Source organism: Paenarthrobacter sp. 4246 (genome assembly GCF_040546855.1).
In the GTDB taxonomy this organism is placed as follows: domain Bacteria; phylum Actinomycetota; class Actinomycetes; order Actinomycetales; family Micrococcaceae; genus Arthrobacter.
The window spans coordinates 513472-531254 of the sequence record NZ_JBEPOP010000002.1; the positions used below are offsets into that span (position 1 = coordinate 513472).

A 17783-nucleotide genomic window follows, 5' to 3' on the forward strand; every position below is an offset into this window, starting at 1 on the left:
ACTGGAAACACATCATTCGCACTACCGGAACGGCATCACGCACATGCATGGCAAAGGCATCATCTGGCAAGTACCGGCCACCATCCTGGCCGCCATGCTCCTGCTGATGGGCGTCTACGTTTCACCGGCGCACGCCAAGTTCAACGACACCGCATCAGGTGCGATGGCTGTCAGCGCGGCAAAGATCCCGGCGCCGGCAGCCAACACGGTAACCGTGACGAAGTCCTGCGATTCATTCCTCTGGTTTGGCCAAGCCAAAATCAGCGTCAGCAGTTTCACCGCCGTCGCCTACGCGAACTACCACGAGCTCAAAGTCATAGACCCCGACGGCGTTGTACAGTTCACGGGCGACCTCAGCAAGGCATCAGGAAAGAGCTACAGCTCAGGAGTCCAGAACACGGGCAACCTCGCAGGCACCTGGACCTACCAGATCCGCGGTTACTACAAGGTGCCCAACTCCACAAACGCGTGGGCGGGCGCACCCTTGACAGGGACGCTGAACTGCCCGTGAGTCAGATGTCCATGGGCGCGGGGGCCGTAGGTCGGTGACTTGCCTCATCGTCCCCGTCCGACTCGCTAGGCTGGCCGTATGCCTTCTACGTGGACCCTACTCATCGCTCTGCATGCCATCGCAGCGGGCTACGCCCTGATCTTCGGCGCCGTGAACCTGCTCCGCCGCAATAAAGGCAGCGCAGCGCACAAGATCCTGGGCCGAATCTGGGCAGTGGCCATGTACATCGTGGTCCTCACCTCCTTCGGTATCCGGACCATCGACGGCGGATTCAACTGGCTCCACGCCCTGTCCGTGCTGACGTTCTGCACCCTGACTTTGGGCCTTGTGACCGTCCGCCGCGGTAACATCCGCGCGCATCAGCGCTTTATGACCGGCAGCTACTTCGGACTCGTCGGAGCCTTCATCGGCGTCATCGCCGTGCCGGATCGACGGCTCCCCCAGATGGCCATCCACGACCTCGCAGGGCTCACGCTCTGGGTGGCTGCCCTGGTGCTTACTGCCGGCCTGACTGTCGCTGGCCTGATGCAACTTCGTCAGAAGACCGCACCGGTGGTCAGCGTCCGGCAGTAACCGAACAGCGAATTTCTCGAGCAGCCACAGAAGCTGGAAGAATTCCTTTTCTCGGTCGGGGTGGCTGTAGTCGAGCACCCAGACGAGATCGAATTCTTCGCAGGAGCGCATCTGATCAAGGAGGACGTGACGTTCGCCGACAGCGCCGCCATTGAATGTCGCCTGCCTGCAATGGATTTCACCTTCGAGGTAGCTCAAGGTGTCCACATCTCCGAGGACGACCTCATGGCCTTGACGGTGCGGAGATTCCGGTATGAGGAAGTTGTTGACGAACTTGTACTCAATGGTCTGGATGGTTAGAACCAGGATCTACATGATGTTCCTTACGTAAGTTCCAGATTGGTGGCTCGAATGGTGTTGCGAATTTCGTCGTGATTTTCCGGATCGCTGTGGAACACGACGAGACTGTGCCGGCTGCTTTGCGGACACGATGCTCCCCCGCTGTGGTTCATCCAGCAGCACAGATGCTTCAACTACGCCTGGTACTTCGCGCATCGCCGACATCCAGTGGTCATCCGTTGCAGTCAGGCCAGTTAGATCGAGAAATTCGACGCCTGCGGTGGCTGTTGTTTCGGGAACGGAGGCGAGGCTCTCCAAGGACATCCATGGGACTCACCAAAAGCAGGTTCCGGTCACAGCGTTTAGTATCGGTGAACTGTTCGTTGTTCTGTTCCGAGTTTCATGGCTCCTGCTCCACGACTGGGGGAGGGTCCTTAGAAGAACCCTCCCCCGCAGTCTTCGTGTAGGGCTCTTGCCTGTGGGGCTTAGTTGGCGGACATCACCGGCTTGCGCAGGAACAGGCCCACAACCAGTGCAGTGAGCAGGCAAAGGCCCGCGTTGACCCAGATGGCGGTTGTGACACCGCTGAGGACAGCCGGGACCTCGTTGTTCCCGATGCTGAGGATTTGGGCTGTGAAGATGGCACTCATGATGGGGATGCCCATGGTGATGCCGATCTGCTGGCTCATGGTTGCCAGCCCTGTGGCCAGGCCTTGTTCTTCATCGGGCAGCCCGGAGGTAGCGGTGACCATGAATCCGACGATGACGACAAGGTTGGCTACGCCACCAATGAAGGTGGCGACCAGCAGCAGGCCGATGGATGCGGGATCTGCGCTGAGCAGGACGAGGGCGCCGGTCGCAATGGCTTGAACCATGAATCCATAGACGATTGCTTTCTTGTTGCCGATCTTTCCGATCACCTTGGGTCCGAGCACGCCACCGAGTACCGTGCCAAGGCCAAGGACTGCGAAGGCCAGGCCAGCACCGAGCGGGGTATAGCCGAGAACTTGCTGCAGGTAAAGCGTCAGCAAGAACACCAGGGACGTTTCGGTGACGAAGGCCAGAATGCCGGCGATGTTGCCCCAGGCGACGGTGGAGCGCTTCAAAATCTCCAGCGGCACCAGCGGCGAGCTTGCCCGGCGTTCGACCGCCACAAAGGCAACAAAGAGCACAACGGCTGCCGCGAGGGAGCCCAGAGTCAGCGGATTGGTCCAGGAGTGCTCGGCGGCGTTCGTCAAACCGAAGACAAGTGCCAGAAGGCCGAGGGTGACGGTGATGGCACCCGGAACGTCCAGCTTCAACTTCGTGGTGGGCTTGCTCTCGGCAAGGACGATGGGAGCGATAACCAGTACTGCGATGGCAACAGGCACGTTGATGAAGAACGCCCACCGCCAGCTCAGCAGGTCTGTCAGGAGTCCGCCGAGGATGGCGCCGGTCGTAAAGCCTGCGGCCATCAGTGAACCATTGAGGCCCAGTGCCTTATCGCGCAACGGGCCTTCCGGGAAAGATGCCAGCAGCAGGGACAGGGCAGCGGGAACGACAATTGCCGTCGCGACTCCTTGTCCCACGCGAGCAATAAGCAACAAGGCCGGGTCGGCAGCCAATCCGCCGGCAAGCGACGCAGCACCGAGCAGGGCCATGCCGATGATAAACATCTTGCGGCGCCCGGCTATATCGGCCACACGTCCGAACAGCAGCGTCAGGCCCGCTGCGCACAGTGCGAATGACGTTGCAATCCACTGAAGGTTCTCCAAGCTGAAGCCAACATCGGTGCCGATGGCCGGGAGGGCTACGTTGAGGATGGAGAAGTCAACAGCGAGGGTAAAACTCGCTGCGAGCAGGACGATGAGTGCCAGCCGCTGCCGGCCTGTCATGCGTCCCGCGGGAGCAGTTGCCGGTTGCGATTCGATCGAGGGCGGGACGCCGGGTCCCGTGGTGACATCCGGTTGGGTGGTCATGACGGTGATCCTTCTCTGGAGGGGTGGCCGCCCGATGGCGGCATCTTCACAACTCCACAGTCACGGAATGTCCGGGGATCAACCACACCCCCTCTTGCCTACCACTGACAGTGACAGGCGGGAAAGCACCCATACCCTGCTCCGATGCGGCTGTCTTGTCACATGTACCAATGCGTCCTGACGTTTAGGCTGTCACTGGCAGGGACAGGACAGCGCCGGAGAAGACCGGCAGAATGGGGCGCATGAGTAATCTAAGTGAACTTGGGGAGTTCCTTCGCGTCCGAAGAGCTGCCTTACAGCCAGAGGACGTCGGCCTTCTCAACTACGGCATCCGCCGTGTACCGGGCCTCCGCAGGGAAGAGCTCGCCATGCTCGCCGGCGTTAGCAACACCTATTACACCCGTCTGGAGCAGGGCCTCAGCAACAATGCCTCAGAGGCGGTCATCGATGCCATCGCCCGGGCCCTGAACCTCAACACGGACGAGCGCGCGCACCTGTTCAACCTTGCCCGGCCCGGCACGACCAAACGGCGCACGCTGACTAAGCCCGACAAGGTCAGGCCGGGTACCCTGCGATTGATCCAGTCAATGTCCAACACACCGGCAGTCGTGTTGGGGCGCCGCAGCGAAGTACTGGCCTGGAACCGCATTGGGCACCGACTTGTAGCCGGTCACCTTGACTTCGCTTCACCGGAAACGCCTTCGGTGCGGCCTAACATGACGAAGCTGTTGTTCTTGGACCGTCACACCCGTGAGCTGTACACGCGGTGGCTTGAGGAGGCCACACGTGCGGTGTCGTCGTTAAGGTTGGTCGCGGGTCGCGCCACTGATGACCCGGAACTCGCTTCGCTGGTCGGTGAGCTGACCATGAACAGCGAAGAGTTCGCCAATTTGTGGGCGCGGCATCCGGTGGAAAACTGCATGTCTGGACTGAAGTACATGCACCACCCGGAGGTGGGCGATCTTGAGCTGAACTTCGAAGTCCTGACTCCGCCCGATGAGTCCGGCCACCGGATCCTCATGTACACCGCTGACCCTGGGACCCCAGCGGCCGAAGCACTGCAGTTGCTGACGTCCAGTGACACGGTAGTGGTCGGCGAACCTCAACACGTCCACGCCAAGTAGCGGCAGCACTCAAACAACCCGCATATGCAGGGTTCGGGTCCAAACTGCCCGCCGTCCTATGGGATAGGACGGCGGGCAGTCTGTGTGGTCCCCTATATGTCAGGACGGCTCGTAACCGGATGCTTGAGAGGGGCAGCGAAACCCCGGATGAGGCCTATAGCGCGGCAGCCGCGCTGTCCCACATCTTCGCCTCGATCGACGAGCTCCACGTTGACGGAGCCATCAAGCAGCGAGCGCTGACAGCGTAAAGAAGGCCCGATCCATCAGGATCGGACCTTCTTCACTTCTTGTCTACCCCACGGTAACGGTGGCCTGAGCCGGTTCCGGCTGAACCGGTTTTGGCCTGGGGCGGGCCCAGCGGTCCATGACGGGCTTTTCCACGAGGGCGTACAAGGCCCACCCACCCAACAAGGTGGCCACGAAGAAGCCGGCGACCACCAGCCAGGCGACGGGTGTCGGGTACACCTCGTTGCCTAGCAGGATGCGGCCGTAGAAGATCACGACTCCCTGGCACAGGTAGAAGCCGAAGGAGATGTTTCCCAGCCAGACCATGGGTTTGGAACCGAGGAAGCCTGTCTGGCCAGCGATGTCGCGGGTTGCGACGGTGCAAATGATCGCTGCGACCGGAACGATGGTGGCCACGTTAAAGGAGTACACAAACGGGACAATCATGGCCGCTGCGTAGCCTGCCACGCAGAGGATGAGAGTGTGCCACATCTTCAAGGGAACCCAGCGCCCCGAAAGCACGATCCGAGCCAGGATAGAACCCAGAATGAATTCGAACAGCCGGGCTGGCGGGAAGATGTAGCCGAACCAGAACTGTGCCTCGGAAATCGGTGTCAGGGCCGAGACTGGGGTCGCGGGGATCAGGTAAGTGGTGACGAGCTGAACTGCGATCATCGCAGCCACCGTCACCCATGCCCAAACCCAGAGGCGATTGCCGGGGATCTTTCTGATCGGAACCATCAGCAGCGGGAACAGCATGTAGAAAAGCAGTTCGCTGTTGAGCGTCCATGAGGGTGGGTTCACCGCAACGTAGACGGAGGCGTCAGGGATGAACGAGTTCACCAGGAAGAGGTTGCTGATCCAGCCCAGCGGCGGGTTGATGGCGGCGGCGAACAGGATCATCGACAGCACCCACATGACCAAGTGGTTGGGGAAGATCTTCAGTAGCCGCCGGCGCCAGAATTGTCGCTTCTGCTCGCCCGGTTTGGATGCCCAAGCAAGCAGGAATCCGCTCAGGACGAAGAAGAACGACACGCCCACATATCCTGCTTTGCTGACCAGCCATTCCAAGGTGGACCCGAGCTCCGTATCGGCGAACGGATTAATGGGGTCGTTCGGCGGGATCGGTGAGTTGGACAAGGTGATGTGGAAGAAAAACACCAGCAGCGCGGCGAAGAACCGAAGCCCGGTCAGGGAGGGCAACTTACTGAGCCGAGGTCGCGCGGTAGTCGCTTCGGGGACCGCGGCGGTCATGAGGCACTTCCTGCCGGGAGTTCGATGCCGAGGCTGTGGGTGAAGTAATTGGTGGGGTCCCAACTGGCCTTGGCCCGCTGGAGTCGGGGGTAGTTGCCCTTGAAGTAAAGGGTCTGCCAGCCAACGCCCGACCTGTTGTGGTCCGTGCTGGCTACATCAACATCGGGATAGTTGATGTAGCAGCCGTCGAGCTGGTCGCCGGGAACGGGTACACCACCGGTGGTCTTGAACATGCCTTCGTACGTTTCCCGCTCCCAGCCAAGGTAGAAGTCGTCATCGGCGGCATCCGGCCAGAACGTTTGCAGGCAGAACTTGAACGCTGATTGGCGCTGGACGTTTGCCGTGGCCTCGGGGGCGACGGCGTTGACTTGCCCGCCGAACGAGAACAGGACCAGCATCGTGTTCGGATTGGTAAAGTCCGGCCGGCTCATCTGCCGGTAGAGCACAGCGATCTGGTCATCGGTGAACTTGCGGTTCAGATAGGCGGATTTATGGGCGCCGCGGCTGGTGGGGTTGGTGATCACCGGGTTGTCCGTCCCGACAAGCCGGGTAGCTTGCAGCCATGGGATTTCCCGGGTCTTGAAGAACTCCGGCATGGCCGGGATTTCCCCGTTCGGCTTCTCCACGGGTTCGGCGGTGATGGCGACCCCGTCAAGGATTGCCGCCACATACCGCTCCATGACGCCCTTGGCGTCCGGGGCCGCGGCATCGATCTGAGTGAACATCCCCAAGCTGCCGTGGGCCTTGGAGCTGACGTTGAACAGGCTGCTCAAGTGCGACTCCGGGGTGCCGGGTTGGCGGTACTTTTCGTGCCATGTGCCGAAGTTGGTGATGAGGCGCCGGAACTTTGTTTCGTCCAGTTGGTCCCAAGGCAGGGAGATGGCGCTCACCAGCACGGTGGAAGGGGCCTTAACGAGTTGACCGGAAGGGTTCTTTCCCTGGGTGCCCGGAGACCGGAACCAGTACTTGGTGACGATGCCCCAGTTCCCGCCTCCGCCGCCGGTGTGTGCCCACCACAGGTCACCGAGTTCGCCTTTGTCGTCACGGGTTGCGGTGACGGTGCGGACTTTACGGTTGGCGTCCACGGTAACGACCTCGACAGCGTAGAGGTGGTCCACGACCAGGCCGTGGGAGCGTGAGAGGAGGCCGTAGCCGCCGCCGGCGATATGGCCGCCAGCACCGACGCTGTAGCAGATGCCCCCGGGAACGGTGACGCCCCAGTTCTTGTACAGCGTTTCGTAGACGTTCATCAGCCGTGCGCCGGGCTCCACTGCGAAGGCGCCCATTTTTTTGTCGTAGTAAACCGCGTTCATCGGGGACACGTCGAGGATGACCTGGATGGAGGGGTTGCAGACAAAATCAGCGAAGCAGTGCCCGCCGCTTCGAACCGAGACCTTCTTGCCGGTACGTACCGCTTCGCGGACGGCGTCCTCGGCATCTTTGGTGCTCGTGATCAGCCGGACATAGTCGGGATGTGAAACGAACCGCTGGTTGTTGCCCGTCATGAGGTCCGCGTAGCGGGAGTCCCCGGATTTGATGACGGAACCATCAGGCACTGTAGCGGTGTGGTTGAGGGCCTGGGCTTGGGGGGCGTTGGCTGTCCCCAAGGCGGCCAGAGAGGCTGCGGCGATGGTGCCGGCGGAACCGGCCATGAAGAACCGGCGCCCAATACCGGGCTTTTCGGTGGTCGTCATCAGATGGATCCTCCACGTTGGGCGGTGTTGTTCGGGTGCAGGGTGATTTCGGCTTTGGGGGCAACAAAGTAGTGCTGGACCGAGTAGGAGATGGTGGCGAAATCTTCCACGCCGCGTCCGGTGAAATCCCCCGCAACGATCCGGGCAATGGATTCCCCGGAGACCTTCCATTTCAGGAACAAGCCTTTGGCCAGATCCACGGCCTTGTAGTAATAAGCGCCCTGCCAAGGTTCGGGACCGCGCAGGCCGATCAAGAATTCGTCGTCGCCATCCCCGTCGAAGTCACGGCACATGACGGTGTGGCCGGGGCCTTCACCGTTCTCGTTCGGGTCCCCATAAATGTCCAGCAGGTGCCGGGTCCAGCCGGCGGCTTCGGCGTCTCCCCCGCTGCGGACGTACACGGCGACGGTATTCCCGTGGAAAGGTTCGATGGCTGCTACGTAAGCAAGGGGGTCATCGCCGATGCGTCCGCCGTCGACGTCTCCGCTGCCTTTAAACGTGGTCTTCTCGAATTGGCTTTCCTCGCCATCGCCGATGTGATCCCAGGCCCACGTGCTGTTGTCCTGGTCGTAGTAGAGCCAGGTGACCCCCTCATCGGAGGCCATGAGGATTGAATCCAGCGGTGACCCCGGAATCAGTCCCGTCTTTCTGGCGACGCCGTGGATCATCCTGAAGTCGGAGTCGCTGATGATTTCCTTGTTCCATTCGGCTCGCGGATCATCACCGGGGGTGAACAGAACCACGGGCAGGACGGCGTGGACGTCTTCAACGGCAACGATGGGGAATCCGATGATTTGGATTTTGTCGGTACGGGTGAAGTGGCCGACGCGCAGGCGGTGCATGCCGATGGCACGCCCGACGTAGTGCCGTTTCCAGTTTTCAGTCGCTTCGGACGGATTGCCGGGGTTTTCCAGCCAATCGATCTTTCCGCCTTCAGGGTCGGCGTGATGGATCGTCCCGCCGGGGCCGTAAAGCTGGTAGCAGACAACCAGGTCGGTAGTGCCATCGCCGGTGATGTCACCGAAGTCCATCCCGACAGGTTCTTTGATCTTGTCCAGCACCAGCTTCTTTTCCCAGGTGGGGTTCTTGTACCAGTAGATTTCACCTACTTTGAGGCCGTAGCCGACGAGGTCGGGTTTGCCGTCGCCGTCGATGTCTGCAGCTTCCAGCCAGTAGCCGTCACGCAGGAAGTCCGTCACTGTCTCAGTCCCGAAGGCCGGTTCGGTGACGTCCAGGCTGGGAATGGTCTTAGGGACCGCGGGTGAGGTCATGAGAGTACCTTTCGTGTGGGTTCGAGTGATGATGTGGTCTCCGGAGTGCCGGAAAGGGAGGTGTCCGTTCGGCTCAGCATCAGGGAAGCTGCCGCCATGAGTGCCACCGCGATGAGGGCTAGTCCTGCACCGACCCATATGGGCGATGACAGTCCAAGCCCGGCGGCAATAGTTGTCCCGCCAAGGTAGGCGCCAATGGCGTTTCCGAGGTTGAACGCGGAGATGTTCACCCCGGAGGCCAATGTTGGTGCCTCGTGGGCGAAGGACAGCACGCGGGTCTGCATGCCGGGGACGGCGGCGAATCCGACAGCCCCGAGGAGGAACAAGGTCACCGCTGCTGCCCAGGGGTTGTGAACGGTGATGGTGAAGACCAGCAGAACAACGGTCAGGGTCGACAAGAGAACCAGCAATGACTTATCCAGGTTCCCGTCAGCGGCCCTGCCCCCAATGATGTTGCCGGTGAACAGCCCGGCGCCAAAAATGACCAGCATCCATGGCACCGCACCTGCCGGCATCCCGGCCAAGTCTGTGAGCATCGGCGCGATGTAAGTAAAGGCGCCAAACATGGCCCCAAATCCAAAAACGGTAACCAGGACGGACAGCCAAACTTGTCCGGATGTGAATGCCCCCAGCTCGCGACGCAATTGCCCTGGTCCCCGTTCCACGGCATCCTGCGCCGGTACGTAGGCGATCAGCCCTGCCAGGGCGATAACCCCCACAATGGTGATCGACCAGAAAGTGGACCTCCATCCCAGCTGCTGGCCCAGGAACGTACCCATCGGAACGCCCAGGACATTTGCGATGGTCAGCCCGGCGAACATGATGGAGATGGCCCGCGCCTTGCGATCAGGGGTGACCAGCTGTGAAGCAAGCACGGCGCCGATCCCGAAGAAGGCTCCGTGACACAGCGCCGCAACAACCCGGCCTGCAAACATGGTGGCGTAATCTCCGGCCACCGCTGACATCAGGTTTCCCAGAATGAAGAGAACCATCAAGGCACACAGAACGCTCTTGGGGCGGAGGGCTGCTGTCGCCGCAGTCACCAACACCCCTCCGACGGCGACGCTGAGGGCGTAGCCGGAAACCAGGTGCCCGGCGACCGGGATACTGACGGCGAAGTCTGCCGCTACTTCCGGCAACAGTCCCAGGATGACAAACTCTGTGAGGCCGATCCCGAACCCACCTACAGCGAGCGCGATCAGGCCCAAGGGCATCCTGGTCATGCCGCTGTTCGCGTCGGTGTCGGTACGAAGTCCGCGCCTGGAACGAACGGCATGGCGGCCGGGCCCAGCCGGAAGTAATGGGCGACGGCGGCAATGGTTCGCTCGGTGGCTTTGCCGTCACCGTAGGGGTTGATGGCTGTTGCCATCTCCATGTAGGCATTCGGATCATCCAGCAGTCGTTCGACTTCGTGGACTATCTGTCCCCGGTTTCGACTGACCAGGCGCGAACTTCCGGTCAGGATCGATTCGCTGCGCTCGGTGATTTCACGCAGGACCAAGGTCGGCTTGCCCAAAGCCGGGCCTTCTTCTTCAGCACCGGAGCTGTCCGAGAGGATCAGGTCACTGCGCTGCAAGAGCCTGCAGAAACTCAGGTATGGAAGCGGGTCAACCATGTCCACGTTGGGGATGCCGTTCAGGACCGGAACCATGACTTCGCGTACCTTTGGGTTCAGGTGCAGTGGAACAACGATGCGGACGTCTTCACGGCGCCGCGCGATGTCTGCCAGTGCCGTGGCGATCTCTCTCATGGGGCGGCCGTGGCTTTCACGCCGGTGCGTGGTGGACAGGATCACCTTCCGGGGATCGTGATCGAGATCGGACAATGACGGTTCTCCGTAGCCACGAAGGTTGTTCATTCCCCACTGCAGGGCATCAACGATCGTGTTACCGGTGACCACGATTGAGTGTTCCCGAACGCCTTCACGAATGAGATTGGCGCTGTTACCCGGCGTTGGTGCCAGGTGCAGCGCAGCGATCTGCGCAACGAGCTTCCGGTTCACCTCTTCCGGGAACGGAGAATAGTTGTTCCCGCTACGCAACCCGGCTTCGACGTGGATGATGGGCACGGAACGGTGCAGCGCTGCCAGGGCGCCGGCAAGTGTGGTGGCGGTGTCGCCGTGGACCATGACGGCATCCAGGCCCTCCATATGGTCTCCCGAGCAGAGCCCTTCCAGAATCCGGTGGGTGACTTGGGAGAGGGTTTGCTGTTCTTTCATGATGCGCAGCTCAACATCAGGGGTGATGCCGAACTCTTCCAGCGTGCTGTCCAGCATTTCCCGGTGCTGGCCGGTAGAGATCAGGACTGGACGGAAACGGGGGTCTTGGGCCAGGGCGTGGATGATGGGGGCGAACTTCACAGCTTCGGGTCGTGTACCGAAGATAATTCCAATGGTTTTCATGGCTGCTCTCCTGAAAATGGGCGTAGAGGATCTGCCGGTTGTCGCCGGCACGCATGGAACGGTGTCACTAGCTGGGGTGGTACTCCAGAGCGAGCCAGATACAGTCTGTGTCGGCCCGGTACTGGTGCCACGGGTAGATGAAAGTACCCTCTCGTTCCAGACAGAACGGCACAGGGTTGGTATTGCCGGGGCTTAGCAGCTGGTCCTCGTAGAGGGACGGATGTTCCTGAGTGATGAACTTCTGCATGCGTCCGAGCCCGGAAATCTGGGTATGAACCTCGATGAAGTCATGCCGGTTGTGTATCCCGCAATTGGTACCGGCAGGGCTGAACCACAGGTTTGCCTTCACCGTAAAGGTCTTTCCTCCCGGTTCCAGGCCGGGCTGGCGGAGTACCACGGCTGGATCCAGTTCTACGGTGCCGATGGTGTGCTGCGCCGAACGCAGAAGGACCGGCATTCCAGGTCCTGAACCATAAAAGTCCTCCCATCCCAGTCCTCTGGCGATTTCTTCTGTGTCCTGTACCGTCTCGACGGACAGTACCGCCAGCAAGCTCCCGGTTACGGAACCGCCGTGAAGGATCGTGGAGCTGAAGCCGGGCAATGCCGATGACTGTCCGTGACCGACGGACGCGTCGCTACCAGCCAGGTTCACTACGACGACCGGTCCTGCAACCTCATGCTGCTGCACGTCCCGCAGCACGACGGCGTGAGCCAGTTCGCTGCTGAAGGACAGTTCTTCCATTAGGACAGTTCCCACAATTACCCCCAGGTTCATCATTCAATCTCAGCGCGCTTACGGATCGGCACAAAGAAGTGGAACGGTGCGAAACCAATTCGAGGCCACGGCACTGTCCCACTGGAGCAAGTATTGGCAGTGCCAGGCACAGTTATCCACCCCCTGTCAGTGATAGGCAGAGCAGGGACAGGCGCGGATCGGCTGTGGCGTGAAGGATGAACGTATGACTTCAGATACTTCTGCTCGCCCCGGGGCCGCGTACCTCCGGGAAAAACGGCCCGATGTACCGTGGACGGACACGTTCGTGCAGGGGGCGGACGGAGCAGACATCCGGCTACGGATATATGAACCGGTAGCCCGCCCCGCCGTAACATTGGTGTGGGCGCATGGCGGCAGTTGGACCCGCGGTTCGATCGACGGCTGGCATGAAGCATGCGCGGCTTTGGCCAGCCTTGGCACGGCAAGGATTGTCAGTGTCGGCTACCGGCTCGCCCCGCAATGGCTGCACCCGACTGCTGTCATGGATATTGCTGCAGCAACCCTTTGGGCCCAGAAGACCTACTCTCACCCTGTCCTGATCGGCGGCGATAGCGCCGGTGGAACCTTGGCCGCTGGGGTCGCCCTCTGGTTCCGGGACAGCGGACTGCCTCTGGACGGGCAAATCCTCGCCTACCCGCCGTTGGATCCCGAATGCACCGCAGACTCCTACCGGGAATCGCGGTCCTTCCCACCCCGTTTACTGCTGCTCGAGGCTTGGGGAGAGTATGCCGGCTCAGGCAAAGACCTCCGGGAACGGCTGTACCTTTCACCGCTGCACGCCGCCAAACTCACCGGGCTCTGTCCGGTTTCGCTCATCGTCGGCACCACCGACCCGGTGAGGGACGACGTCGAGCAGTTCGCCGTACGGCTGAAAGAAGCATCGGTGCCCGTCGACCTTGCGGTGAGCCCTGTTGTCGGTCATGGACAATTTCTGGACAGCTCGCCGGCGAATCCGGTCCACCGCTGGATCCAGACCCGGCTAAGCCTTCCAAACAGCCAACCCACTACGACTGATGGAGAAACAAGATGAACACCACAACCAGCCCGGACGCCGCCTACACCAAGGCGTTGCTGCGGCACTTTGCTGACCTCCGCGACGGAACTCACGGAGAAGCCGTGAGCCGGCAGGATAAAGAAGCCCTGTTCCGTTCCGCAGTTGACCTCTTGGACCCCTACGCACGCCAGGCCCTTGGCGAAGTCAACGACGTACTGATGCTGGGTCAGGGCACAGTGGAATCCTCCGGGGTTGGCCGCTCACCCGACACCGGCCTGATCTGCTCCTGGACGCTCGGGTGGGCCGAACAGCGCGCTGCGGGCATCCCCCCGATCACCATTCATGCCTACTACGGCCGTGGTTTCCACCACCCTCACCTGAGGGGCGGAACGGTCAAGGAATGGCCGTTGAACGTTTTTACCCCCGAACAGGCGGCGCAGGAGTTGCCCATCCTTCGAGCCATTGCCTCGGCAGAGATCCACAACCTCGTCTTCCTGGCCGACTTCACCATCGTTCCCTCATCCAAGCCCGGCACCACCACCTCGACACGATGAGACTCTCAGTCCTGGACCAGTCCCCCATCGCCGAGGGCAAAAGCAAAGCTGAGGCACTTCGCGAAACCATCTCCTTGGCACGCGCGGCCGAAGAAGACGGCTACCACCGCTTCTGGCTCGCCGAACACCACGACTCCCCCGGATTTGCCGGCACCACGCCTTCCTTGATGGCTATGGCCGTTTTGGAGGCAACCAAGGGGATCAGCGTCGGTTCCGGCGGCGTCCTGCTGGGCCTGCACGAACCCTGGCAAGTCGCTGAATGCTTCGAAATCCTTGCCGCCCTCCATCCACGCCGGGTCAACCTCGGCGTCGGAAGGGCCGGCAGCGGCGGCACAGGTACCTTCAACGAGAAGATCATTGAACTACACGCCCGACTCGGCCTGATTCACGGAACGGAAGGGCGGGACGACCTGGACATTTGGCTGCTGGGGGCCGGCACCGGCTCAGCGCCTCTGGCCGCCGCCACCGGCGCCGGATACGCCCACGCCCATTTCCTCAACACCGCAAGCGGCAGCACCGCACTTGCCCACTACCGGGAAAACTTTCAGCCCGGCCCGGTGCGACGCAAACCCGAATCCATTCTCGCGATTCGCGTCATCGCAGCCAGCACCGACGCGGAAGCACAAGAACTCGCCAACCCGGTGCGGCTCTGGAGGGCCCGGAAAGACCTGGGGCTGGACCAACCTTTCCCGGTCAGCACCGACCCTGCGAGCTGGTCCTCTGAGGAAATCCGCCGTAGCGAAAACAACGAAACCCGTCTGATCGTCGGGGCTGCGGACGACGTAGCCAACCAGCTCGACGCCCTGGCCGGGGACCTCGGCGTAGAAGAACTGATGATCAGCACGCCTGTGCCCCGGCTGGAGGACCGAATCAACTCCAATCGGCTCCTCGCCCGCGCCATCGCCCGGTCATCGACACCAGCCGGGAGCGCGCTCCTCGAAGAGGAAGGGGCAAGAAATGCATCCCCTCGTTTCAGCCATTCATGAGGTTGCCAAGCGCGACCCGGGCAAGGTCGCCCTTCGGTGGAAATGTAATGACTTTCCTTACGCGGCTGTGGACAGGCAGATCAACACCCGGGCCTTGGCCATGCAACTCAAAGGCGTCCGGGCCGGTGAGCTCGTAGCCTTCGAAGCCACGCCGGGCCCGGAAACGATTGTCTCCATGGCCGCGCTCTGGGCTCTCGGAGCGGCTGGATTTCCAATCCAGACAGCCGCTGAAGGACCCCTGCCCGGGCAAGCGATCCTCGAGGGCGCCACCGGCTTCATACACCCTGAAGGGGACTACATCAAAGCTGCCGCTGCCGGGAACGAACCACCCCTCCCAGCTTCCCTGTGGCTGCACCAAGGCAGTGGCGCCCGGGCGATCGTCGTAAAGGAACATCGCTTCAGCGATGTACTGGAAGGGGCTGAAAAGAGGTTCAGCCTCTCATCGCGTACAGTGCTCGGACTCACGAACATCGGGCAGCCTGGTTCAATGATCGATCTATGGGCGGTTCTTGCCGCAGGCGGAACAGTCGATCTTCTCAACGATCACGAAACGCTAACCCCTGCATGTCTATTTCAGCACCTTCGCGAAACCGAAGCCGACCTCCTGATCATCCCCTCTGCCTTGCCGCAGCGACTCGGGGATTCCTCCGGTGCCGTGTTCGCCCAGTTCAGGGACGTCATTGTCACGGAGCCCTTGGATAACCCCTCCCGCACCGTCCTCGCAGACGCTTTCCCCTGCGCCATCTTCCACCAATGGGACACCTCCGCCGGCGTCGAGGCCATGAACGACAACTGCCCCGCGGACTTTGTCGCCGGGAATGACTACAACCATCACCACGATTCGAAGGACCCTCATGCGTAAAGCTGTCATACCCGCTGCAGGACTCGGTACACGATTCCTGCCCGCTACCAAGGCGATGCCGAAGGAAATGCTCCCTGTGGTGGACAAACCCGCCATCCAATACGTCGTCGAAGAAGCCGTACGGGCGGGCCTGACCGACGTCGTCATGATCACCGGTCGGAACAAACGGGCTTTGGAAGACCACTTCGATCGTGAACCGTTCCTCGAGCAAACGCTTGCAGCCAAGGGAGACCACACCAAGCTTGCAGCAGTCCAGGAGTCATCCTCGTTGGCCGACCTCCACTACCTTCGCCAAGGCGATCCAAAAGGACTGGGCCATGCGGTTCTGCGGGCCCGGGCACACGTCGGCAATGAGCCTTTCGCCGTGCTCCTCGGGGATGACCTCATCGACGAACAAGACAGCGTCCTTGACGAAATGGCCCGTGTCCAGGAACTGACCGGAGGCTCAGTGGTGGCGTTGATGGAGGTCGATCCGGAGCAGATCAGTGCCTATGGTTGCGCCGATGTTGCCTCCAGCGAAGTTGACGGGTCTCTCAGGATCCGTGGCCTCGTTGAAAAACCCCAACCCATCCATGCCCCCTCGAATCTTGCCATCATCGGCCGCTATGTCCTGCACCCCCGCATCTTTGATGTCCTCGAGCAAACTCCGCCTGGGCGTGGAGGGGAAATTCAACTGACGGATGCCCTGCAGACCCTCGCAGTCTCCGACGGTGAGGGCTCCGGCGTGTACGGCGTGGTCTTCAGAGGCCGCCGCTTCGACACCGGCGACAAACTCAGCTACCTCAAAGCCGTCATGACGGTCGCCTTGGAACGTGAGGATACGGGACCCGGGCTGCGGGAGTGGCTCGAAGAGGTCATGACACCTGCGGAATGAGTTCAAGAATGGCAGGGCGCGTTTGCGTCAGGGTCGACGGGATCGAGATCAGCAGTCAGCCTCTTCCCGGTTGTCTACCAGCGCCCAGTTTCAACGCGTCGCATCCTGCATTCCAGACACGAAAAACCCCTCCATTCCGGGCAAAATCGCCGGAATGGAGGGGTTCGTGGAGCCCCCTGTCGGATTCGAACCGACGACCCCCGCTTTACAAGAGCGGTGCTCTGGCCAACTGAGCTAAGGAGGCACGCTCCGGTTACCCGAAGCACAGCGCGAAAGAGCGCTAGATAAGGTTAGCCCAGACCATCCCCGTCAACGAAATTCGCCAGGACCAAACCGGAACCAAACCGGAACCAAGCGGTACAACAGCGGCCGGCTACCCAGGAACAAGGGTGACCGGCCGCCGTCGTGCATTCCGCGAGGGTTGTTAGCCCTTGGCGTCAACTGCCGTCTGGATTTCAGCGTTCAGGTCGGTGCTGCCGTCCCACTGCTTGCCGTCGATGAACACGGTGGGCGTGCCGGTGATGCCGACTGCAGCAGCCTCCTGCGTGGCAACCTTCACCCACGGACGGAACTGCTTGCTGTCGACGCAGGTGTCGATGTTGGCTGCACCAACCTCGGTGGCCATTTTCTTCAGGTCGTTGTCGGAGATGCCCGCTCCGCCTTCGGCCGGCTGGCGCTCGAAGAGCAAGTTGAAGAAGTCCGCGTACTTTTCCGGGGATGAGTTCACTACGCACGCAGCAGCGTTGGCCGCGCGGGAGGAGTAGTTGGTGGTGGACTGGCGGTCCAGGAATCCGAGGGGACGGTATTCGAGAGAGATCTTGCCCTCATTGCGGAGATTGGTCAGCGACTCTCCGTACGTGGTCTCGAACCGCTTGCACACGGGGCAGATGAAGTCGATGTAGGCAATGACCTTGACGGGCTTGCCGGCTTCGGCTTCGCCGCCCGGAACCGTCACGGTGGCAGGCGGGGTGGCTGCAGGGCTGGGGACGTCGGCAACGTTGACGCTGGCCGGCTCCGACTTAACAACTTCACTGTTGGCCAGCAGCGTCACGCCGCCGTGGACGTTGCCGTTGGCCGGCGTCGGGCCCTGATCGGCGATAGGTGCGTTGTTCTGCGCTTGGCCGATGACCACGAACGCCACCAAGGCGATGATGACCACAACGGCAACCACAATGCCCCAGCCGACCAGAAGCTTGTTGCGCTTGTCCTTCTTCAACTGCTCTTCGCGGATTGCGCGCGCCTTTTCCCGTGCCTGGGCGGTGCGTTCAGCCTTGGACAGGCGTTGTTCGTTTGCGGGGCTCATCAGTTCCTCGGGGTATTCGACGTCAAAGGGCATAGCTAGGGCAACGGGGTCAGTTTACGGGAGCAAACTTGAAGATCCGGCGCAGACCCCTTGCCCGGTTGTTGAACGATCAAGTGCCATGGAAGATTCCGCTAGTAGGCTGGGA

18 protein-coding genes and 1 tRNA gene are annotated in these 17783 nt (G+C 61.3%); 10 read left to right on the top strand and 9 right to left on the bottom strand.

Annotated elements, in window-relative coordinates; all coding sequences use genetic code 11:
- Positions 1–43 precede the first annotated feature (43 nt).
- From ABIE35_RS05110 to ABIE35_RS05120, 3 genes are all read left to right on the top strand, one after another.
- The gene (locus tag ABIE35_RS05110) at positions 44–511 is read left to right on the top strand and encodes a hypothetical protein (RefSeq protein ID WP_354512935.1); all 468 of its coding nucleotides are present in this window, start codon (positions 44–46) and stop codon (positions 509–511) included.
- Between the two features lie 78 nt (positions 512–589).
- A complete protein-coding gene (locus ABIE35_RS05115) occupies positions 590–1084 on the top strand; it encodes a DUF2306 domain-containing protein (RefSeq protein WP_354512936.1) in 495 nt (164 codons plus the stop codon).
- 60 nt (positions 1085–1144) lie between these two features.
- Positions 1145–1384: a hypothetical protein gene (locus tag ABIE35_RS05120; protein ID WP_354512938.1), complete on the top strand. Its 240-nt coding sequence runs from the start codon at positions 1145–1147 to the stop codon at positions 1382–1384.
- Positions 1385–1848: 464 nt separating this feature from the next.
- Here ABIE35_RS05120 and ABIE35_RS05125 read toward each other — a convergent pair whose 3' ends face one another.
- On the bottom strand, positions 1849–3237 hold the full coding sequence (locus tag ABIE35_RS05125; protein WP_354513041.1) for an MFS transporter: 1389 nt from the start codon (positions 3235–3237) through the stop codon (positions 1849–1851).
- 326 nt (positions 3238–3563) lie between these two features.
- Here ABIE35_RS05125 and ABIE35_RS05130 point away from each other — a divergent pair, with 326 nt between their 5' ends.
- Positions 3564–4445 carry a helix-turn-helix transcriptional regulator gene (locus ABIE35_RS05130; RefSeq protein ID WP_354512940.1) on the top strand — a complete coding sequence of 294 codons (882 nt, stop codon included), beginning with the start codon at positions 3564–3566 and terminating at the stop codon, positions 4443–4445.
- Between the two features lie 119 nt (positions 4446–4564).
- Positions 4565–4693, top strand: coding sequence for a hypothetical protein (locus ABIE35_RS05135; protein ID WP_354512942.1), 129 nt, complete (start codon positions 4565–4567; stop codon positions 4691–4693).
- A gap of 43 nt (positions 4694–4736) precedes the next feature.
- Here the strand turns inward: ABIE35_RS05135 and ABIE35_RS05140 are convergent, their stop codons facing one another.
- From ABIE35_RS05140 to ABIE35_RS05165, 6 genes are all read right to left on the bottom strand, one after another.
- Positions 4737–5924: an acyltransferase family protein gene (locus ABIE35_RS05140; RefSeq protein ID WP_354512944.1), complete on the bottom strand. Its 1188-nt coding sequence runs from the start codon at positions 5922–5924 to the stop codon at positions 4737–4739.
- Positions 5921–7618: an FAD-binding oxidoreductase gene (locus ABIE35_RS05145; protein ID WP_354512946.1), complete on the bottom strand. Its 1698-nt coding sequence runs from the start codon at positions 7616–7618 to the stop codon at positions 5921–5923. The genes ABIE35_RS05140 and ABIE35_RS05145 overlap by 4 nt, the downstream gene beginning before the upstream one ends.
- Entirely contained in the window at positions 7618–8889 is a 1272-nt protein-coding gene (locus tag ABIE35_RS05150; protein ID WP_354512948.1) for an FG-GAP repeat domain-containing protein, read from the bottom strand. Before ABIE35_RS05150 ends, ABIE35_RS05145 begins: the two co-directional genes overlap by 1 nt.
- A complete protein-coding gene (locus tag ABIE35_RS05155) occupies positions 8886–10103 on the bottom strand; it encodes an MFS transporter (RefSeq protein ID WP_354513043.1) in 1218 nt (405 codons plus the stop codon). Before ABIE35_RS05155 ends, ABIE35_RS05150 begins: the two co-directional genes overlap by 4 nt.
- A 5-nt stretch (positions 10104–10108) precedes the next feature.
- Positions 10109–11290, bottom strand: a complete 1182-nt coding sequence (gene wecB, locus ABIE35_RS05160) for a non-hydrolyzing UDP-N-acetylglucosamine 2-epimerase (protein WP_089593824.1) — start codon at positions 11288–11290, stop codon at positions 10109–10111.
- 67 nt (positions 11291–11357) lie between these two features.
- Complete coding sequence (locus ABIE35_RS05165) at positions 11358–12032, bottom strand: hypothetical protein (protein ID WP_354512950.1); 675 nt, start codon at positions 12030–12032, stop codon at positions 11358–11360.
- Between the two features lie 217 nt (positions 12033–12249).
- Here ABIE35_RS05165 and ABIE35_RS05170 point away from each other — a divergent pair, with 217 nt between their 5' ends.
- The 5 genes from ABIE35_RS05170 to galU are packed head-to-tail and all read left to right on the top strand — an operon-like array spanning position 12250 to position 16335.
- The gene (locus tag ABIE35_RS05170) at positions 12250–13095 is read left to right on the top strand and encodes an alpha/beta hydrolase (RefSeq protein WP_354512952.1); all 846 of its coding nucleotides are present in this window, start codon (positions 12250–12252) and stop codon (positions 13093–13095) included.
- A complete protein-coding gene (locus ABIE35_RS05175) occupies positions 13092–13613 on the top strand; it encodes a hypothetical protein (RefSeq protein ID WP_354512954.1) in 522 nt (173 codons plus the stop codon). The genes ABIE35_RS05170 and ABIE35_RS05175 overlap by 4 nt, the downstream gene beginning before the upstream one ends.
- On the top strand, positions 13610–14599 hold the full coding sequence (locus ABIE35_RS05180; RefSeq protein ID WP_354512956.1) for an MsnO8 family LLM class oxidoreductase: 990 nt from the start codon (positions 13610–13612) through the stop codon (positions 14597–14599). Before ABIE35_RS05175 ends, ABIE35_RS05180 begins: the two co-directional genes overlap by 4 nt.
- Complete coding sequence (locus ABIE35_RS05185) at positions 14571–15461, top strand: AMP-binding protein (protein ID WP_354512957.1); 891 nt, start codon at positions 14571–14573, stop codon at positions 15459–15461. The genes ABIE35_RS05180 and ABIE35_RS05185 overlap by 29 nt, the downstream gene beginning before the upstream one ends.
- Positions 15454–16335 carry a UTP--glucose-1-phosphate uridylyltransferase GalU gene (galU, locus tag ABIE35_RS05190; protein WP_354512959.1) on the top strand — a complete coding sequence of 294 codons (882 nt, stop codon included), beginning with the start codon at positions 15454–15456 and terminating at the stop codon, positions 16333–16335. The genes ABIE35_RS05185 and galU overlap by 8 nt, the downstream gene beginning before the upstream one ends.
- Before the next feature lie 167 nt (positions 16336–16502).
- On the opposite strand, the gene ABIE35_RS05195 is transcribed toward galU, so the two are convergent.
- Positions 16503–16579 (bottom strand) — tRNA-Thr (locus ABIE35_RS05195).
- Between the two features lie 180 nt (positions 16580–16759).
- The gene (locus ABIE35_RS05200; RefSeq protein WP_354512960.1) at positions 16760–17638 is read right to left on the bottom strand and encodes a DsbA family protein; all 879 of its coding nucleotides are present in this window, start codon (positions 17636–17638) and stop codon (positions 16760–16762) included.
- Between the last annotated feature and the right edge of the window lie 145 nt (positions 17639–17783).